Consider the following 19114-nt stretch of genomic DNA (forward strand, 5'->3'; position numbering starts at 1 on the left):
CGATGTAGGAAGTAGAACGTATGATTAAAGTTATCATCGAACGGCGAATTATGCCCGGTCTTGAAGAAGAATTTGAGCAAGCAGCGCGGGAAGCTATGCGTGTCTCCTTAGGCATAAGAGGTTTCATCGGTGGGGAAACGCTTGTTGAACTGGGTCATACCGATCGCCGACTGATGATTACTAAATGGCGTGACATCCGCGCCTGGAAAGAGTGGCATTCAAGCGAAGCGCGGGCGATGGCCATGCAGCGTATTTTACCGCTGTTAACCGAAGATGAAACCATCCGCATCTACGAGCCCGGCTATTAAACCACCGTTATCGAATCTATCAATCTTTAATCCTGACGTGCACCGTTACCTCTTCACGGTCATGATAGAGGTGGCGGCATGATACATTAGCCTGCACTCCTGCTTTCGCCAGTGTCTCATCCAGTGCAGTTAAACAGCGTGTTACTTCATCCCAGCGCTTCTTCATGGGCAATTTGAGGTTAAAAATCGCCTCTTTGCACCATTTACGCACTAGCCAGCGCTCTACCATCGCCAGCACTCGTACTGGCTTATCAACAATATCGCAGACTAGCCAGTCCAACCGTTGCGGCGGTTCCCAGGTAAACCCGTCCTCTTTCAGGTGGTCTATCTGCCCTGTCTTCATCAACGGCGTATCCATAGGACCATTATCAATGGCATACACGTACATGCCTCGCTGAACCAGCTGCCATGTCCAACCGCCTGGGGCAGCGCCTAAATCAGCTGCCTGCATATGCGGCGCAAGCCGTAAGTCCCACTCCTCGCGGGGAATAAACTCATGCCATGCTTCTTCCAACTTGAGCGTTGAGCGACTAGGAGCACGGGAAGGAAAGCGCAATCGACGAATACCATTAACCAGCTCACTACGATTGCCTGGAAAGCTCATCGCCAACTGAACTTGATCACCATCAGTCCAGAAAATATGTAATCGCCTGCCCCCCGCACTCCGCTTCAGCGCACCACGTTTTTTCAGCATGCTTGCCAACGGCCTTGTCAGCGCTTTAATCAGCCCGGCTAAGGCTTTTCCATCGTTGGTATCCGGCGTTTCGTGCCAAATCTCTTCAAAGCTCCAGCGGCTAGCTTTCACTTGTTCCAAAATGGCGGTAAGACGATCGTCACGAGAAAGAGTGAGTGCAGGCAAAGCCGCTAAGCTCTGGCGCGCGAAAATAAGCGTTTTAAACGCTGCCTGACGGTGTAAATCATTCACCGCTTCGCCATCGACACGCGTTAAGCTTACCCACCCTTCCCCATGAGTTGATTCACAGGCGATGCCCTGTAATGCGGCGTGATGCTGTAGCTCTGCCAGTGCATCACTCTCAAACCCAGGACGGCAGTAAACTAACCATGACGTAGGTACCGTTTCACTCACCACTTCACCTCGATTCCGCCCATCACAAACGGTGAGGGCTGCCTAATTAATTGGGGCGCATCATAGCATTTATCCACTATTATTTTCTTCCAGCCAACAAAAAACCCAGCCGGGTGGCTGGGTTTTCTGCGGTATAAGTGCCTGACGATGACCTACTCTCGCATGGGGAGACCCCACACTACCATCGGCGCTAAGCGGTTTCACTGCTGAGTTCGGCAAGGGATCAGGTGGTTCACGCTCGCTATGGTCGTCAGGCGTAACTGGCTATGTATATCATGCTGGTATTGCTAAATTGCGATCGTCTCATTGCCTGCCGCCTGCCGCCTGCTCGTCTGAGTCAGGCCACACGCTGCGTATCCGGTGTTTCATGTGTCGTTATCATCACGACCAGACCCCTTGGGTGTTATAGGGTCAAGCCTCACGGGCCATTAGTACACGTTAGCTCAACGCCTTGCAGCGCTTCCACACCGTGCCTATCAACCAGCTGGTCTCGCTGGGCCCTTCAGGAGGCTCTAGGCCTCAGGGATGTCTCATCTTGAAGGGGGCTTCCCGCTTAGATGCTTTCAGCGGTTATCCCGTCCGACCATAGCTACCCGGCAATGCCACTGGCGTGACAACCGGAACACCAGAGGGTCGTCCACTCCGGTCCTCTCGTACTAGGAGCAGCCCTTCTCAAACATCCAACGCCCACGGCAGATAGGGACCGAACTGTCTCACGACGTTCTAAACCCAGCTCGCGTACCACTTTAAATGGCGAACAGCCATACCCTTGGGACCGACTTCAGCCCCAGGATGTGATGAGCCGACATCGAGGTGCCAAACACCGCCGTCGATGTGAACTCTTGGGCGGTATCAGCCTGTTATCCCCGGAGTACCTTTTATCCGTTGAGCGATGGCCCTTCCATACAGAACCACCGGATCACTAGAACCTGCTTTCGCACCTGCTCGACGTGTCTGTCTCGCAGTCAAGCACCCTTATGCTCTTGCACTCAATGCACGATGTCCGACCGTGCTGAGGGTACCTTCGTGCTCCTCCGTTACTCTTTAGGAGGAGACCGCCCCAGTCAAACTACCCACCACACACTGTCCTCGATCCGGATAACGGACCTGAGTGAGAACGCCAATGATGCCAGGCTGGTATTTCAAGGTTGGCTCCCTTCGAACTGGCGTCCGAAGTTCAAAGCCTCCCAGCTATCCTACACAGGCAACATCAGCGTCCAGTGTGAAGCTATAGTAAAGGTTCACGGGGTCTTTCCGTCTAGCCGCGGGTACACCGCATCTTCACGGCGATTTCAATTTCACTGAGTCTCGGGTGGAGACAGCGTGGCCATCATTACGCCATTCGTGCAGGTCGGAACTTACCCGACAAGGAATTTCGCTACCTTAGGACCGTTATAGTTACGGCCGCCGTTTACCGGGGCTTCAATCAAGAGCTTCGCCTTACGGCTAACACCATCATTTAACCTTCCGGCACCGGGCAGGCGTCACACCCTATACGTCCGCTTGCGCGTTAGCAGAGTGCTGTGTTTTTAATAAACAGTTGCAGCCACCTGGTATCTTCGACCGGTTCGGGCTTAGAGAGCAAGTCTCATCACCCTACGCCGGCGTGCCTTCTCCCGAAGTTACGGCACCATTTTGCCTAGTTCCTTCACCCGAGTTCTCTCAAGCGCCTTGGGATTCTCACCCTGACCACCTGTGTCGGTTTGGGGTACGGTCGCACATGATCTGAAGCTTAGAGGCTTTTCCTGGAAGCGTGGCATCAGTGACTTCCTGACCGTGGTCAGTTCGTTTCGCATCTCGGCTTTAAGATCCCGGATTTGCCTAAGATCTCGGCCTACATGCTTTCACCAGGACAACCAACGCCTGGCTCACCTAGCCTTCTTCGTCCCCCCATCGCAACCATGTCCGGTACGGGAATATTGACCCGTTTCCCATCGACTACGCCTTTCGGCCTCGCCTTAGGGGCCGACTCACTCTGCTCCGATTAGCGTCGAACAGAAACCCTTGGTCTTCCGGCGAGGGAGTTTTTCACTCCCTTTATCGTTACTCATGTCAGCATTCGCACTCGTGATACCTCCAGCGAACTTCTCAATTCACCTTCATTGGCTTACACGACGCTCCTCTACCGCTCACACCTAAGTGTGAACCCGTAGCTTCGGTACCTGGTTTAGCCCCGTTACATCTTCCGCGCAGGCCGACTCGACTAGTGAGCTATTACGCTTTCTTTAAAGGATGGCTGCTTCTAAGCCAACCTCCTAGCTGTCTGAGCCTTCCCACATCGTTTCCCACTTAACCAGGATTTCGGGACCTTAGCTGACGGTCTGGGTTGTTTCCCTTTTCACGACGGACGTTAGCACCCGCCGTGTGTCTCCCACGCGTTACTCACCGGTATTCGGAGTTTGCCTCGGGTTGGTAAGTCGGGATGACCCCCTAGCCGAAACAGTGCTCTACCCCCGGCGGTACTACATGAGGCGCTACCTAAATAGCTTTCGAGGAGAACCAGCTATCTCCGAGCTTGATTAGCCTTTCACTCCGATCCACAAGTCATCCAAATCTTTTTCAACAGATCCTGGTTCGGGCCTCCAATTGATGTTACTCAATCTTCACCCTGCTCATGGATAGATCGCTCGGTTTCGGGTCTATATCCAGCGACTGTGTCGCCCAGTTAAGACTCGGTTTCCCTACGGCTCCCCTATACGGTTAACCTCGCCACTGAATATAAGTCGCTGACCCATTATACAAAAGGTACGCAGTCACAGAACAAGTCTGCTCCTACTGCTTGTACGCACACGGTTTCAGGATCTATTTCACTCCCCTCTCCGGGGTTCTTTTCGCCTTTCCCTCACGGTACTGGTTCACTATCGGTCAGCCAGGAGTATTTAGCCTTGGAGGATGGTCCCCCCGTCTTCAGTCAAGGTTTCTCGTGCCCCGACCTACTCGATTTCACATGATCAGATTTTCGACTACGGGGCTATCACCCGCTACGGCCGCGCTTCCCAACGCGTTCGCCTAATCAGTCTCATGCTTAAGGGCTGGTCCCCGTTCGCTCGCCGCTACTAGGGGAATCTCGGTTGATTTCTTTTCCTCAGGGTACTTAGATGTTTCAGTTCCCCTGGTTCGCCTCGTACATCTATGTATTCAATGCACGATACTCATCTTATGATGAGTGGGTTTCCCCATTCAGAGATGTCCGGGTCACAGGTTGTTGCCACCTCACCGAACCTTATCGCAGGCTACCACGTCTTTCATCGCCTCTGGCTGCCTAGGCATCCACCGTGTGCGCTTCATTGCTTGACCCTATAACCCGAAGGAGTCTGGGGTTCGCAATGATAACGTTTCATTTTGCCGGATACGCTTGAGACGTATCACAATTTAAGAAGCACTTCCTAAGAAGTGTTCTTGTCAGCATGATATACATTGTTAAAGAGCGACTGCTAGAAGCAGTGATAAGGCAACGCTCTAGGCGTGTGGCTTATCACTGCTCATCAACAGCTATCTGATCAGGTAATTCATTGTGGACGCTTACTGACTGTGACGCATCGTTTAAGGAGGTGATCCAGCCGCAGGTTCCCCTACGGCTACCTTGTTACGACTTCACCCCAGTCATGAACCACACCGTGGTGATCGCCCTCTTGCGTTAGGCTAACCACTTCTGGTGCAGTCCACTCCCATGGTGTGACGGGCGGTGTGTACAAGGCCCGGGAACGTATTCACCGTGACATTCTGATTCACGATTACTAGCGATTCCGACTTCACGGAGTCGAGTTGCAGACTCCGATCCGGACTGAGACCGGCTTTAAGGGATTCGCTGACTCTCGCGAGCTCGCAGCCCTTTGTACCGGCCATTGTAGCACGTGTGTAGCCCTACCCGTAAGGGCCATGATGACTTGACGTCGTCCCCACCTTCCTCCGGTTTGTCACCGGCAGTCTCCTTAGAGTTCCCGACATTACTCGCTGGCAAATAAGGACAAGGGTTGCGCTCGTTACGGGACTTAACCCAACATTTCACAACACGAGCTGACGACAGCCATGCAGCACCTGTCTCTGCGTTCCCGAAGGCACCCCGGAATCTCTTCCGGGTTCGCAGGATGTCAAGGGTAGGTAAGGTTCTTCGCGTTGCATCGAATTAAACCACATGCTCCACCGCTTGTGCGGGCCCCCGTCAATTCATTTGAGTTTTAACCTTGCGGCCGTACTCCCCAGGCGGTCGACTTATCGCGTTAACTTCGCCACAAAGTGCGCTAGGCACCCAACGGCTGGTCGACATCGTTTACGGCGTGGACTACCAGGGTATCTAATCCTGTTTGCTACCCACGCTTTCGCACCTCAGTGTCAGTGTCAGTCCAGAAGGCCGCCTTCGCCACTGGTATTCCTCCCGATCTCTACGCATTTCACCGCTACACCGGGAATTCTACCTTCCTCTCCTGCACTCTAGCCTGACAGTTCCGGATGCCGTTCCCAGGTTGAGCCCGGGGCTTTCACAACCGGCTTATCAAGCCACCTACGCGCGCTTTACGCCCAGTAATTCCGATTAACGCTTGCACCCTCCGTATTACCGCGGCTGCTGGCACGGAGTTAGCCGGTGCTTCTTCTGCGAGTGATGTCTTTCCTGGCGGGTATTAACCGCCAGGCGTTCTTCCTCGCTGAAAGTGCTTTACAACCCGAAGGCCTTCTTCACACACGCGGCATGGCTGGATCAGGGTTGCCCCCATTGTCCAATATTCCCCACTGCTGCCTCCCGTAGGAGTTCGGGCCGTGTCTCAGTCCCGATGTGGCTGATCATCCTCTCAGACCAGCTACGGATCGTTGCCTTGGTGAGCCATTACCTCACCAACCAGCTAATCCGACATAGGCTCATCCAATAGCGGGAGCCGGAGCCCCCTTTCTCCCGTAGGACGTATGCGGTATTAGCCTGGGTTTCCCCAGGTTATCCCCCACTACCGGGCAGATTCCTATGCATTACTCACCCGTCCGCCGCTCGTCAGCATCCCGAAGGACCTGTTACCGCTCGACTTGCATGTGTTAGGCCTGCCGCCAGCGTTCAATCTGAGCCATGATCAAACTCTTCAGTTTAAAATCATTGTGATCCTTACTCGTCACTCGAAAGCAACAAAAGCGGATCAAACTTGGCTCAAGGTTCAAACGAATTCACTGTGATACCAATTTCACAACGTTGCTTAAAAGCAACGACATGAAGAGTATCGATATGTTCGCTTGCCTTGATATTTGGTGATTTGTCACCAACATCAGCAAGCGCCCACATGAATTACCTGATCAAATTGTTAAAGAGCTGTTTCGCTGCGGTAACTAACTAAGCTACCCGGCTAGCCGTTGACTTGGCTTGCCTCAGCGAGGAAGGCGTATTCTACACATTTCCTGGCGGTTGTCAATGTGCGATTTTTGTCATCTCTACAACTCTGACACGAAATCGCTAACTATCTGACAAACCGAAGGTTTTCACCTTCATTCACCGCTGGTAACGCTTGGCGTCCCCGGCAGCGGATGCGTACTCTAAAGCCTGAATACCAATATAGCAAGCAAAATAAGTATAGACGATAAAAAAGCGGCAGGAGGTTTCCCTTCTGCCGCAAACCACCGATCAGAACGCCTGATCAGAGAGTGCTTCTTAGTGGCGTCTTACCACCCCAAAACCAATATTCAAATTTCAAAACCTAAACCAAAGTCTTCGCTGGAGATGGCCATTAGGCTGGAAGCGCCTGACTGAATCATCTGTGCATGAGCTTTGGTGCGTGGCAATAGTCGCTGGTAATAGAAGCGAGCCGTATTCAACTTGGCGGCATAAAAAGCTTTATCGTCACCTTCTAGAGATACAGACGCATGCTTGGCCGCGCGAGCAAATAGGTACGCCAGGGTGACGTAGCCTGAGTACATAAGGTAATCAACGCTCGCCGCACCTACTTCCTCGCGGTCTTGCATCGCCTTCATGCCCACACCCATAGTCAGCTCACCCCACTCTGCATTTAGCTTGGAAAGCGGCACAACAAACTCTTTAAGCGCGGGATTATCAGCTTCAGCTTTACAGAACTTATGAATCTCCTTGGTAAACACTTTCAGAGTTTCGCCCTGACTCATGAGCACTTTACGGCCCAGTAGGTCGAGCGCCTGAATGCCGGTGGTGCCTTCATATAAGCGGGTAATACGCGCATCGCGCACCAACTGCTCCATGCCCCACTCTTTTATAAAGCCGTGGCCGCCATAAATCTGCACCCCTTCATTAGTGCTCTCAAAACCGACTTCGGTCAGAAAGGCTTTAACAATGGGCGTTAGCAGACCGAGCAGGGTTTCAGCGTGATCTCGCTCTTCACCTGGCTGCCCATGCTCAACAAGGTCAAGCATTTGGGCGGTGTAAAGCACCAGCATGCGCCCACCTTCGGCAAAGGCTTTCTGAGTCAGCAGCATACGACGGACATCGGGATGGACGATGATAGGATCGGCAGGTTTATCGGGCGCCTGCTTGCCCGACAACCCACGCATCTGTAAACGATCGCGCGCGTAGCTCAGCGAGTTCTGGAAACTGGCTTCAATCAAACCCAGCCCTTGAATACCCACGCCCAGGCGGGCAGCGTTCATCATAGTGAACATGCATGCCAGGCCCTTATTCGGCGGCCCGACCAGATAACCGGTGGCACCATCGAAATTCATTACACAGGTGGCGTTACCATGGATCCCCATTTTGTGCTCAAGCGAACCACAGCTAACGGCATTGCGCTCGCCAACATTGCCTTGAGCATCAGGCAAGAACTTGGGCACCACAAACAGAGAAATGCCTTTAGAGCCTTCCGGCGCGTCAGGCAGCTTGGCCAGCACCAGGTGAATAATATTCTCGGCCAGATCGTGCTCACCGGCGGAAATAAAAATCTTGGTGCCGGTAATTGCATAGGCGTCGCCATCAGCAGGCACAGCCCGCGTCTTGATCAAACCAAGGTCAGTACCGCAGTGCGGCTCGGTCAGGCACATGGTGCCCGTCCAGACACCTTCAACCAGCTTGGTAAGATAGGTCGACTTCTGCTCATCGGTACCATGATGCTTAAGTGCATCGGCTGCACCGTGTGATAAGCCCGGATACATTCCCCACGCGAGGTTAGTGGCACAGATCATTTCCGAGAGTAGCATCGCTAGCGAAGGTGGCAGCCCCTGCCCGCCATGCTCAGGGTCGGCTGCCAGACTCGGCCAGCCACCTTCTACGTACTGCTGGTAAGCTTCTTTAAAACCATTAGGCGCTTTAACTTCGCCCCCTTCTAGTAGGCAACCCTCTTCATCGCCACTTTGATTGATGGGAAGTAGTACGTCACGGGCAAAGCGGGCCCCCTCTTCCAAAATGGCGCTGACGACATCAGGCGATGCTTCGTCACCGCTTGGCAGGCGCGCATAGTGGGTGGGGTAATCAAGCATTTCGTCCATGACGAAACGCATATCGCGCAGAGGGGCCTGATAACTGGGCATCGCATGTCTCCTAAAACGGGGGGATTGAAAGCCTAATGAATGATTCTGACCAAACGGCATTCAAACACATGTTTGAAAACTAGCGTGGGCGCCCTGCAGAGTCAAGCGACTGTTTGAATTTACTCTCTTAAACCACTACAACTTTAGTCGTTCAGTCTCTTAACATTAGGATCTTCATGTCCCTTGCCTTTGAGCACTCGACACAAAAAAACTCGCCAGCCAAAAGCTGACGAGTCATTTTAGAACCGTTACTCGAAAGGATTACTGCATCCGAATACCGCCGTCTAGGCGAATCACTTCACCATTGAGCATGGCATTGGTGATGATCTGCTCCGCTAGTTGTGCAAACTCATCCGGTCGACCCAACCGTTTAGGGAAGGGCACTGCAGCCGCTAAGGCCTGAGCAGCCTCATCAGGGATCTCGCTCATCATTGGCGTTTCAAACACACCAGGCGCAATCGCCATGACTCGAATAGCATGCCTTGAAAGCTCGCGCGCAGCGGGAAGGCTCATACCGACAACACCGGCTTTAGAGGCACTATACGCGCACTGCCCTACCTGCCCATCAAAAGCAGCAATAGATGCGGTATTAATGATCACCCCGCGCTCACCACTCTCTGTGGGGTTATTTTTAGCCATCGCCGCTGCCGCCAGGCGCATAACGTTAAAGGTACCGACCAGATTGATATTGATCGTTTTCGCATAGCTTTCTAAGTCAGCCGGGTTACCCTCGCGATCAACCAGCTTCGCCACGCTAACCACGCCCGCACAATGCACTACGCCTGAAAGGCCGCGCTCACCACCCAACGCTACCGCCGCATCGATCGCCTGCTGCATTTGCTCAGCAGAGGTGATATCTGCCATAAAGGCACGCGCATTTACCCCCAACTGTTGTGCATGACTGTTGACGCTATCGTTCAGGTCGCATAACACCACACGCGCGCCAGCGGCGACTAACCGCTCGGCGGTTGCTGCACCCAACCCTGAGGCGGCACCGGTAATTAAAAAAGTACTGTCCTTAACCTGCATAACCGTATTCCCTATGGTCGTTGTATTTATTCGCCAGTCTTAGCATCTTCCGCCGCCTGGGCACGCAATTTAAAACGCTGAATTTTGCCGCTTGGGGTTTTGGGCAGTTCATCAACAAACTCAATAATGCGAGGAAACGCGTGCGTGGAGAGCCGCTCGCGGACACGCTTGCGGATCTCTTCAGCCAACTCATCGCTGGCCTCAAAGCCTTCGCGCAGCACAACATACGATTTAATGACTTCACCCCGAATTTCATCGGGCTGCCCTACTGCTGCTGACTCTGCGACGGCAGGGTGCGTCATTACACTGTTCTCGACATCCGTTGGCCCAACCCGATAACCCGCCGTGGTAATAATATCGTCGTCACGTCCCGCAAATTGGAAGGTGCCATCTTCGTTGCGTATAACCACGTCACCCGTGAGGTAATAACCTTCCACAAACGGATTCTTCTCTTGCCAGGTATAACCCTGAAAAAAATGCGCGGGGGAGTTCTTGATATCCACGGCGAGCACGCCAGGCTCTCCGGCAGGCAGCTCATGATACTCTGCATCCAAAATCGCCAAGCGATAACCCGGCATCGGCACACCCATCGCACCCACATGCTTAAGGTGATCAAGAGAATGATGGTTGTTACAGGTCATTCCGGTTTCGGTTTGGCCGTAGTGGTCCATGACCGGGCAACCCAGCGACCTCTCCACCCAGGTGACCACTTCAGTATTCAAAGGCTCACCTGCCGAGCTGGCTGCACGCAGCTCTAGCGTTTCATAGGCGTCATCGAACAGGCCCGATGCTTTCATCAGGCGATATGCGGTCGGGGCGGCGGCAAAATTGGTAATGTGGTGACGTTTCATAAACGCCAGCGCTCCTTCGGCACTAAACCCTGCTTCGCAGAAATGAGTTGTCACACCCAACAGCAATGGGCCTGCGATGGCATAGTAAAGACCATAGGCCCAGCCAGGATCGGCCATGTTCCAGAAGCGGTCATCGTCACGTAGGTCAATGGCGAGTTCCATATAGATTGCAAAAGCGGTCATCCCCGCCAGTGGAACAGCAACGCCTTTCGGCTTGCCCACGGTACCCGAAGTGAACATTTGCAAGAACGGTTCTTCGGGTGAGAGTCGCGGCGGCTTATCGCTCATTGACGTATGCGTCAACGACGCTTGCCAATCATGGTCATCCGCGTGCTCTCTGGTTGCGCCGCCTACTGCCAATACTGGCGGGCATTGGCTGAGGCCATCGAATTTATAGCGATTGGCGTGATCGGTGATCACTAGTTTAGTGCCCGCACGTCCGAGCCGATAATCGACGGCATCGGGCCCAAATGCGGTAAACAGAGGCTGGTAAACCGCGCCAATCCGCCATGTCGCCAGCACCGCAATTAATAATTGTGGTGACCGCGGTAGCATGCAAGCAATGCGGTCGCCTTTGCCTAGCCCTTGGGCTTGAAACCACCCCGCCAACTTAGCGCTGTACTCGTCTAACTCGGCGTAGGTCAAGGTATGGATGGCCCCTTGGGTATCCTCTTGAACCAGCGCTAGCACATCGCCACGCCCGGCTCGCACATGGCGACCACAGCAGGCTTCATAAGCATTAAGCAAGCCGTCCCGATGATCATCCAGGCGGGCAATGACATTATCAATGGAGAAGGTATCTAGGTAATTCTGGTAGTCGGGTAAGGATTGTGGTGTCGCTGTCATGGTGGCTCTCTTATGTAGTTGGTAATGAGCACAGAGTAAAAAGGGCAGCTACGTATTCCGTCGTTATAATTATCCGTTGACGTTAACGGAAGCCTTAAGTTAAAAACAACGCTAAAAGTAATCGTCGCAGAGAGCAAGCACTCTTCTAAAATGTAAGGTTAGACGTTGGTCGAGGCGTCGTCAGCAAAACCTCAAGTCGAGGCAGGCATGATCATAGCGACAAGCTCATCAGCAAGGTCATCAGGTGAGCGGGGGCCATTGGGGTCGTACCAGCGCACTGTCCAGTTCAATGCGCCAAGCACAAAGCGGGATACAAGAAATCGATCACCACGGATGAGGCCTGCCTCAAGCGCATCATCAATGACGGTAACCCAGAGCGCCTCGTAGGCATCGCGTAAATGGCTAAGATGGGCACGCGCCTCTGGGTCAAGACGACGCCACTCAAAAAGCGCCACAACGTGCGCATTACGGTCAGTGAAGAGGGTTTCGAGATGAGCACGGGCCATGGTGCGCAGACGTATTTCAGGATCGGCGGCGCACTCATCCAAGGCTTTGCGGGCAATTATCAACGCATTTTGAGTGCCCTCTTCGATGACCGCTGCGAGGATTTCCTGTTTATCTTTAAAATGATGAAACAAGCTACCGGATTTAATACCCATTTCCTGCGCCAGCATTCGCACGGTGGTACGGTCAAAGCCCTCTTGGACGAATAGCTGAGCGGCCAGACGCGTCAATTCCTTGCGGCGAGGGGATGCATTCATTACATTCATGTCATTTACACTAGCGCTTGCTTGGTTACCTTTGAGAAAACCACAGCACCGCTTACGGGTCAACGTATCACCCACTACACACTATGATAATCACAATAAATTTGAAGGAGATGAGTCATGAGCAACCCCACCGACATTGTATTCTTAGCTGCTAAACGCACGCCCATGGGCGGCATGATGGGTAGCCTTGCGAGCATGACGGCACCACAGCTTGGCGCCGTCGCTATTAAAGCAGCGATCGAAGCATCAGGCATCGATCCTGCCGCGATCACCGAAGGTATTATGGGCTGCGTACTGCCAGCAGCGGTTAAGCAGGGGCCCGCTCGTCAGGCAATGCGACAAGCAGGTATTCCAGATGCCAACGGGGCCACCACCATCAATAAGTTATGTGGTTCCGGCATGAAAGCAACGATGCTTGCACACGACTTAATTAAAGCGGGCAGTGGCGATATTTTGCTCGCCGGGGGTATGGAATCCATGTCCAACGCCCCGCATGTACTTGCCAAGGCACGCGGTGGCTACCGGCTGGGTCATGGCGAACTGAAAGACCATATGTTTCTGGATGGGCTGGAAGATGCCGAAACGGGCAAACTGATGGGTGTATTTGCTCAGGATGTCGCCTCTGATCGCGGTTACACTCGCGAACGCCTGGACGATTTTGCAATTGCCTCGCTTGAACGCGCCATGGCAGCCACCAACACAGGTCACTTAGCGACCGAGATGGCCCCCGTCACTGTTACGTCCCGACAAGGCGAAACCTTGGTCGAACACGACGAGCAGCCCTTCCAAGCTAAGCTCGACAAAATACGTCAGCTGCGCCCCGCCTTTGCTAAAGACGGTACGATTACCGCCGCCAACGCTAGCTCAATTTCCGACGGCGCTTCCGCGCTTATTTTGGCCAGCCAGGCAGCGGCAGATCAGCATGGCATTAAGCCACTCGCCCGAATGCTGGGACATACAACCCATTCACGCCACCCCAGTGAATTCACCATTGCCCCTGTGGGGGCGATTGAAAAACTGATGAAAAATCTGGGCTGGGGCGTTAATGACGTAGACCTATTCGAGATTAACGAAGCCTTTGCGGTGGTTACACTGATGGCCATGGATGACTTGGACCTTCCCCATAGCAAGGTCAACGTCTTTGGCGGTGCCTGCGCCCAAGGCCACCCGATTGGGTCTACCGGCTCGCGCATTATCGCCACGCTGATTCACGCGCTGCGCACAAAGGGTGGCAAACGAGGTATAGCAAGTTTATGCATTGGTGGCGGCGAAGCGACGGCCGTGGCCGTCGAGCTAATCGATTAGCCAGCGATCTTTTAGGCTAATTCACCTCGATTAACGCCCTGGCGCCATGTCAGCCAGGGCGGTTTAGCAAATCGATGATCAACCTTATGAGGCGACAAGCAAACAGGCTTTACCTTCATCCTGCTGAGGACGTGCTATGGCTGATCCCTCTTGGCTAAGCTGCTCCCATTCAGGGTATTCGACACCATCTTGTTGAGCATAATGTGGACTTGCCCCAGTGGTGTCCTCGGTAACACTAAATTGACCAGCATACTCGCGCATCTGTAACGCCTCTTGGGATAGCCCTTCTGCGCTGTGGGCAGCCTGATTGACTAAGCGCATGGTCTCTTGTGTGGTGGTATCAATTTGCACGACCGCCTGATTGACCTCTTCAATGCCACGCCGCTGCTCTTCTGATGCATGAGCAATTTGCGTCATTAGCGTATTCACGTTACTCGCCGCCTGCATGATGGCACGGGTATGTTCACCTGCTTGCTGCGACAATATACTGCCTTGTTGGATACTCGCACTTGACGCTTCAATACGAGTTCGAATCTCGCTGGCGGCATTCGCACTGCGCGTTGCCAGCGCACGCACTTCATTGGCGACTACCGCAAAACCACGCCCATGCTCACCGGCACGCGCCGCTTCAACCGATGCATTGAGCGCTAAAATATTGGTTTGAAAAGCAATGCTTTCAATCATTCGAATAATGCTTTGGATCTCGTCGGAATGACCATTTATCGCCTCCATGGTGGCAATAAACTGGGTAATCACTTCATCACCCTGCTGTGCCTTATGGGACACATCCGCCGTTGACCGATTAACATGGGCCGCACTTTCGGCATTCTGATTAACCGTGGCGGTAAGCTGTTCCAAGCTCGCTGCCATCTGCTGCAAGGCGGACACTTGGGTATCGGTTTGGCTCGCCAGGAGTTGGTTCTGTTCGGTCATCTCCTGGCTGTTGCTATACACCTGCTGGCTACTGGTAGTGAGGCGATTAACAGTCGTTGTCAAAGCGAGCTGCATACTGGCTAGCTCACTAAACAGCTGACCAATTTCATTGGATGAGTGCGCCGTTACCGGCGCAGACAGATCCCCGTTAGCTATGCGCTGGAAGTGCCCAGTGATCGTCTTCAATGGGCGCAGCACGTTTTTACGCACGCCCCATACCACTACCGTCACTACCAAAAGCGCAGCACCAAGCGCTGCAATCACACCCCAAAAAAGTAGTGATGAGACCTGCTCAAAGCGTATAAGCAAGGCGTTTCCCCGCTGAGCGGAAGCGTCTAAAAAAGCCTCGGCGCTTGCCACAAAATGCTGACTACTCTCATCCACCCGCGACTCACCCGAGAAAAAACCTGATACGTCGCGCTCTTCAAGCATCATCATTTGAAGGCTGAGGTTATTGTTAACAAATGATTGAAAGTTTGACGCTAACTGATCAACTAACGCCTGCTGCTCTTGATCAAAGTCGCTGGCTGTAAATTGATTGAAATTCTCAGTCGCGGCATCAAGCAACCGCTGGGCTTCTTCTATCAATGGGTCAGGTCGATCGAACGACGGTGTGCGAATTAACTCAGCCGCACGATTCATCTGAATACGCGCACGCAAGAGCTGGGAGTAGGCGCTATCCAGGTGGCTAATTTGTGCCATGTCCCGTTCATGAAGCGACGTAAATGCTTCACGGCCAAAATGGTTGGCGAACAAACCCAGTGCGCCAATGACGACCACCAGCCCGCTAAAGGCAACTAACACGAGCGTCCAACTGGCTTTGACGCTTAAGTTGTTAATCCATTTCATCTCGACCCGCCCCTTTCAGTAAGATTAAGCAGTTGCGTGGAGGGGCAGCCAGAGCTGCAGACGCCGACGAATCTCTAATAGCGCCTGCTCATAAGCATCTGACTTGCCGATCAAACGAGGGTCACGAATATCCCAGGACAGCACTTCGCCCGCCTCCCCTTGCCAATCGCGGCAGGCTTGCTGGGCCTTGTCACAGAGCACAACGACAAAATCGAAGGTCTCGCTTTCAAACTCATCCAACGATTTACTGCGCAAGCCTTCGGTAGGGAGGCCGTGCTTGCGCAACGCTTCAAGCGTCAGCTGATGAGGCTCATCGGGTTCAGAACCGGCACTAAACGCTTCAAAACGATCATCTGCCATATGGCGAAGCAGCGCCTCTCCCATTAGAGACCGTGCAGAGTTAGCATTGCAGAGGAATAACACGCGGCGCTTCGCCATAAATAAACAGCCTCTTATGTAGTTAATGGCTGCTACTCTACGCCGGCTTCATGACGGCAATATTGCAGGGCACACAGTTGCCCTAGAAATATACGAAAAAACATATATGATGGAGTCATTAAGCTAATAAGAGACAATCCGAGTAAACCGCGATGACCTCACCGACTGATTTTTCCGACCTGAATGATCTGCCTAATATAGACGCTGCACTCTTTGAACCGCCCAGCAGCGAACAGCTGGGTATTCCACATAGCACTGAACACGCACCTAAAATATTGCTGCTATACGGCTCTCTGCGTGAGCGCTCTTTCAGCCGGTTAGCGGTTGAGGAAGCCGCACGCTTGCTCAATGCCATGGGCGCAGAAACAAGAATCTTTGATCCCAGAGGGCTGCCATTACCGGATGCTGACGATGCCAGCCACCCCAAAGTCGATGAGCTACGCCAATTGGCCCAATGGTCAGAGGGGATGGTGTGGTGCTCTCCGGAGCGACACGGCGCAATGACCGGCATTATGAAGGCTCAAATAGACTGGATACCGCTTGTCTTGGGTGGCGTCCGCCCTACTCAGGGTAAGACATTGGCAGTCATGCAGGTTTGCGGTGGTTCGCAGTCCTTCAATACGGTCAATCAGCTACGTATCTTGGGGCGTTGGATGCGTATGCTGACGATTCCCAATCAGTCCTCTGTGCCCAAAGCCTTTATGGAGTTTGATGAGAAAGATCGGATGAAGCCTTCACCGTTTTATGATCGTATCGTGGATGTCATGGAAGAGCTGGTGAAATTCACCTTACTAGTGCGTGATCGCAGTGACGTGCTGACGAATCGTTATTCGGAGCGCAAAGAGAGCGCTGCAGAACTCTCCAAGCGCGTTAACCAGCGCGCCATCTAATAGGAGCTTCATATGCCAGCACTATATGACGACGCCTCGCCCTCCACCACCGAAGGCATGGGCGTGTTTGAACGCTACCTTACGCTATGGGTAGCACTCGCCATTGTGGTGGGCATCCTAGTTGGACAATTTATCCCAGCGGTACCGGAAACGCTTTCTCGCTTTGAAGTGGCGCAGGTGTCGATTCCGGTAGCGGTACTCATCTGGGCAATGATATTTCCCATGATGGCGCAAATTGATTTCACTTCGATTCTGGGCGTACGCCGTCAGCCCAAAGGTTTGATCATCACTACATCGGTGAACTGGTTGATTAAACCCTTCACTATGTTCGCCATCTCTTGGCTATTTCTGATGGTGATCTTTCGACCGTTTATTCCCGCCGACCTAGCCAGTCAGTATCTAGCCGGTGCAATTCTGCTGGGCGCCGCGCCGTGTACCGCCATGGTGTTTGTATGGAGCTACCTGACCCGCGGCGACGCCGCCTACACCCTGGTGCAAGTGGCGCTCAACGACCTGATCATGCTGTTTGCCTTTGCCCCCATTGTGGTCTTCCTACTAGGCATCTCCAATATTCAAGTGCCCTGGGACACCGTCGCCCTGTCGGTGGTGTTGTATATTGTGATTCCACTGGCAGCGGGCTATATCACGCGGCAAAGCTTGATTAATAGGAGCGGCGCTGAGTGGTACGACAACGTGTTTATGAAGCGCGTTAGCCCGATCACCCCCATTGGCTTGATCATTACCCTGGTGCTGCTATTCGCTTTCCAGGGCGAGGTCATTCTCAATAATCCGCTGCATATCGTATTGATCGCGATACCACTGATTATTCAAACCTTTCTAATCTTTTTTATTGCCTATGGCTGGGCTAAAGCCTGGCGATTACCGCATAACATTGCCGCACCGGGGGCGATGATCGGCGCCAGCAACTTCTTTGAACTGGCGGTGGCAGCGGCTATCGCGCTATTTGGCTTACAGTCGGGCGCTGCACTGGCCACGGTCGTCGGTGTATTGGTTGAAGTCCCTTTGATGCTCGCGCTGGTAAGAATTGCCAATAAAACCCGGCATCATTTTCCAGCTGGATGACTTTCACTGACGCGTTTTAGAATCACTGCCTTGTGGCAACGCTAGCGCCATTAAGGCACTCGCTGCCACTAAGGCCGCGGACACCCACAGGCAGGCACTCAGCCCATAAGCCATATACAACCAGCCCGACAGTAGCGTGCCCATCAATCTCCCCATGGCATTGGCCATATAGTAAAAGCCGACATCCATGGAGACGCCATCGGCGCGAGCATAATGCACGATCAAATAGCTGTGCCAGCTGGAATTGATCGCAAACAGCACCCCAAAGGCGAGCAACCCAACCACCAGCCAGCCCACTTGCGCCAAGGGCAGCATCGCCAACAAAATCGCCAATACCGCCAGCGCCGCCGCCCAACCAGCAGTAAGCGCCCGCGCATCCCCTCTGATTAGCCGGGTTAATTTAGGTGCCTGGGTTTGTACACCGCCATAACCGATCACCCATATCGCCAGCAGTCCGCCCACCGTCCAGTGTGTCCAACCATGCTGGTCGTATAAAAACACCGGTAGTGCTACGACGAACCACACATCCCGCGCCGAAAACAGGCAAAAACGCGCCGCAGAGAGCACGTTAATCGCGCGTGACTTTGAGATAATTTCTGAGAACTTGGGCTTTATTTTTTGGCGGCCTAAATCCGCCTTGAGCCGTAGCAGTGAAAGTAGCAATACGCCACCCAGCATCACCGCCATCACAAATACGGCGGCCTGGAAACCAATCAACGTTAACAGCAGCCCGCCGACAAAAAAACCCAGCCCTTTTAGCGCATTCTTAGAGCCGGTTAGCATCGCTACCCAGCGGTAAAGCGCGCTATTGGCATTGACGCTCTCTTTGGGCACCAACACCTTAACCGCACTTTTAGCGCTCATTTTATTAAGGTCTTTGGCAATCCCCGACAGCGCCTGAGCGGCCATTACCCAAGCGACTGTCAACAGGCTAGCGGGCACCATCAGCATGGCGAGGGCAATAATTTGCAGTCCCAGCCCTACGTTCATCGTGCGGTTGAGCCCTAACCGCGCACCCAACCAGCCACCTACCAGGTTAGTCACCACGCCGAAAGCTTCGTAAAACAGAAACAGCATGGCTATTTCTAGCGGCGAGTAGCCCAACTGGTGAAAGTGCATGACCACCAGCATGCGCAAGGCGCCATCCGTGATCGTGAACGCCCAGTAGTTGCCGGTAATCAGCATGTACTGGCGCACCTCGAAAGGTAGCGCCTTTACCCTTCCCAGCATTGATTCAGCCACGAGCCACCTGCTCACCGCC

Annotated in this window: 12 protein-coding genes and 3 rRNA genes; 4 read left to right on the forward strand and 11 right to left on the reverse strand. The window is 53.3% G+C overall.

Annotation, left to right across the window (positions count from 1 at the left end; translation table 11 throughout):
• Positions 1 to 20 precede the first annotated feature (20 nt).
• Positions 21 to 308 carry an antibiotic biosynthesis monooxygenase family protein gene (locus ACW44H_RS12060; RefSeq protein WP_457504708.1) on the forward strand — a complete coding sequence of 96 codons (288 nt, stop codon included), beginning with the start codon at positions 21 to 23 and terminating at the stop codon, positions 306 to 308.
• Positions 309 to 327: 19 nt separating this feature from the next.
• On the opposite strand, the gene rlmM is transcribed toward ACW44H_RS12060, so the two are convergent.
• From rlmM to ACW44H_RS12100, 8 genes are all read right to left on the reverse strand, one after another.
• On the reverse strand, positions 328 to 1398 hold the full coding sequence (gene rlmM / locus ACW44H_RS12065; RefSeq protein ID WP_457504709.1) for a 23S rRNA (cytidine(2498)-2'-O)-methyltransferase RlmM: 1071 nt from the start codon (positions 1396 to 1398) through the stop codon (positions 328 to 330).
• 136 nt (positions 1399 to 1534) lie between these two features.
• Positions 1535 to 1650, reverse strand: a 5S ribosomal RNA gene (gene rrf, locus ACW44H_RS12070).
• A 152-nt stretch (positions 1651 to 1802) separates the two neighbouring features.
• Positions 1803 to 4692: ribosomal RNA gene (locus ACW44H_RS12075) — 23S ribosomal RNA — on the reverse strand.
• A gap of 247 nt (positions 4693 to 4939) precedes the next feature.
• Positions 4940 to 6468 (reverse strand): 16S ribosomal RNA (locus ACW44H_RS12080).
• Together the 16S, 23S and 5S rRNA genes form the textbook arrangement of a ribosomal RNA operon.
• Positions 6469 to 7053: 585 nt before the next feature.
• Entirely contained in the window at positions 7054 to 8859 is a 1806-nt protein-coding gene (locus tag ACW44H_RS12085) for an acyl-CoA dehydrogenase C-terminal domain-containing protein (protein ID WP_457504711.1), read from the reverse strand.
• A gap of 261 nt (positions 8860 to 9120) precedes the next feature.
• Positions 9121 to 9888 (reverse strand): SDR family NAD(P)-dependent oxidoreductase, encoded by a 768-nt coding sequence (locus tag ACW44H_RS12090; protein ID WP_457504712.1) that lies wholly within the window; start codon positions 9886 to 9888, stop codon positions 9121 to 9123.
• A 26-nt stretch (positions 9889 to 9914) separates the two neighbouring features.
• On the reverse strand, positions 9915 to 11585 hold the full coding sequence (locus ACW44H_RS12095; RefSeq protein ID WP_457504714.1) for an AMP-binding protein: 1671 nt from the start codon (positions 11583 to 11585) through the stop codon (positions 9915 to 9917).
• Positions 11586 to 11776: 191 nt separating this feature from the next.
• Positions 11777 to 12346, reverse strand: coding sequence for a TetR/AcrR family transcriptional regulator (locus ACW44H_RS12100; protein WP_113270936.1), 570 nt, complete (start codon positions 12344 to 12346; stop codon positions 11777 to 11779).
• A gap of 126 nt (positions 12347 to 12472) precedes the next feature.
• Between ACW44H_RS12100 and ACW44H_RS12105 the strand changes: the two genes are divergently transcribed.
• Positions 12473 to 13660, forward strand: coding sequence for an acetyl-CoA C-acyltransferase (locus ACW44H_RS12105; protein WP_113270935.1), 1188 nt, complete (start codon positions 12473 to 12475; stop codon positions 13658 to 13660).
• An 84-nt stretch (positions 13661 to 13744) separates the two neighbouring features.
• Here ACW44H_RS12105 and ACW44H_RS12110 read toward each other — a convergent pair whose 3' ends face one another.
• Together ACW44H_RS12110 and ACW44H_RS12115 are read right to left on the reverse strand one after the other, a co-directional pair.
• Positions 13745 to 15442, reverse strand: coding sequence for a methyl-accepting chemotaxis protein (locus ACW44H_RS12110; protein WP_113270934.1), 1698 nt, complete (start codon positions 15440 to 15442; stop codon positions 13745 to 13747).
• 24 nt (positions 15443 to 15466) lie between these two features.
• A complete protein-coding gene (locus ACW44H_RS12115; RefSeq protein ID WP_457504717.1) occupies positions 15467 to 15880 on the reverse strand; it encodes an arsenate reductase ArsC in 414 nt (137 codons plus the stop codon).
• A gap of 152 nt (positions 15881 to 16032) precedes the next feature.
• On the opposite strand from ACW44H_RS12115, the gene arsH reads away from it, so the two are divergent.
• Positions 16033 to 16770, forward strand: coding sequence for an arsenical resistance protein ArsH (gene arsH, locus ACW44H_RS12120; RefSeq protein ID WP_457504719.1), 738 nt, complete (start codon positions 16033 to 16035; stop codon positions 16768 to 16770).
• A gap of 12 nt (positions 16771 to 16782) precedes the next feature.
• Positions 16783 to 17853 (forward strand): ACR3 family arsenite efflux transporter, encoded by a 1071-nt coding sequence (gene arsB, locus ACW44H_RS12125; protein ID WP_457504720.1) that lies wholly within the window; start codon positions 16783 to 16785, stop codon positions 17851 to 17853.
• A gap of 3 nt (positions 17854 to 17856) precedes the next feature.
• Here the strand turns inward: arsB and arsJ are convergent, their stop codons facing one another.
• Complete coding sequence (gene arsJ / locus ACW44H_RS12130; RefSeq protein WP_457509021.1) at positions 17857 to 19083, reverse strand: organoarsenical effux MFS transporter ArsJ; 1227 nt, start codon at positions 19081 to 19083, stop codon at positions 17857 to 17859.
• Positions 19084 to 19114: the final 31 nt, after the last annotated feature.

Source organism: Vreelandella sulfidaeris Esulfide1 (assembly GCF_054072535.1).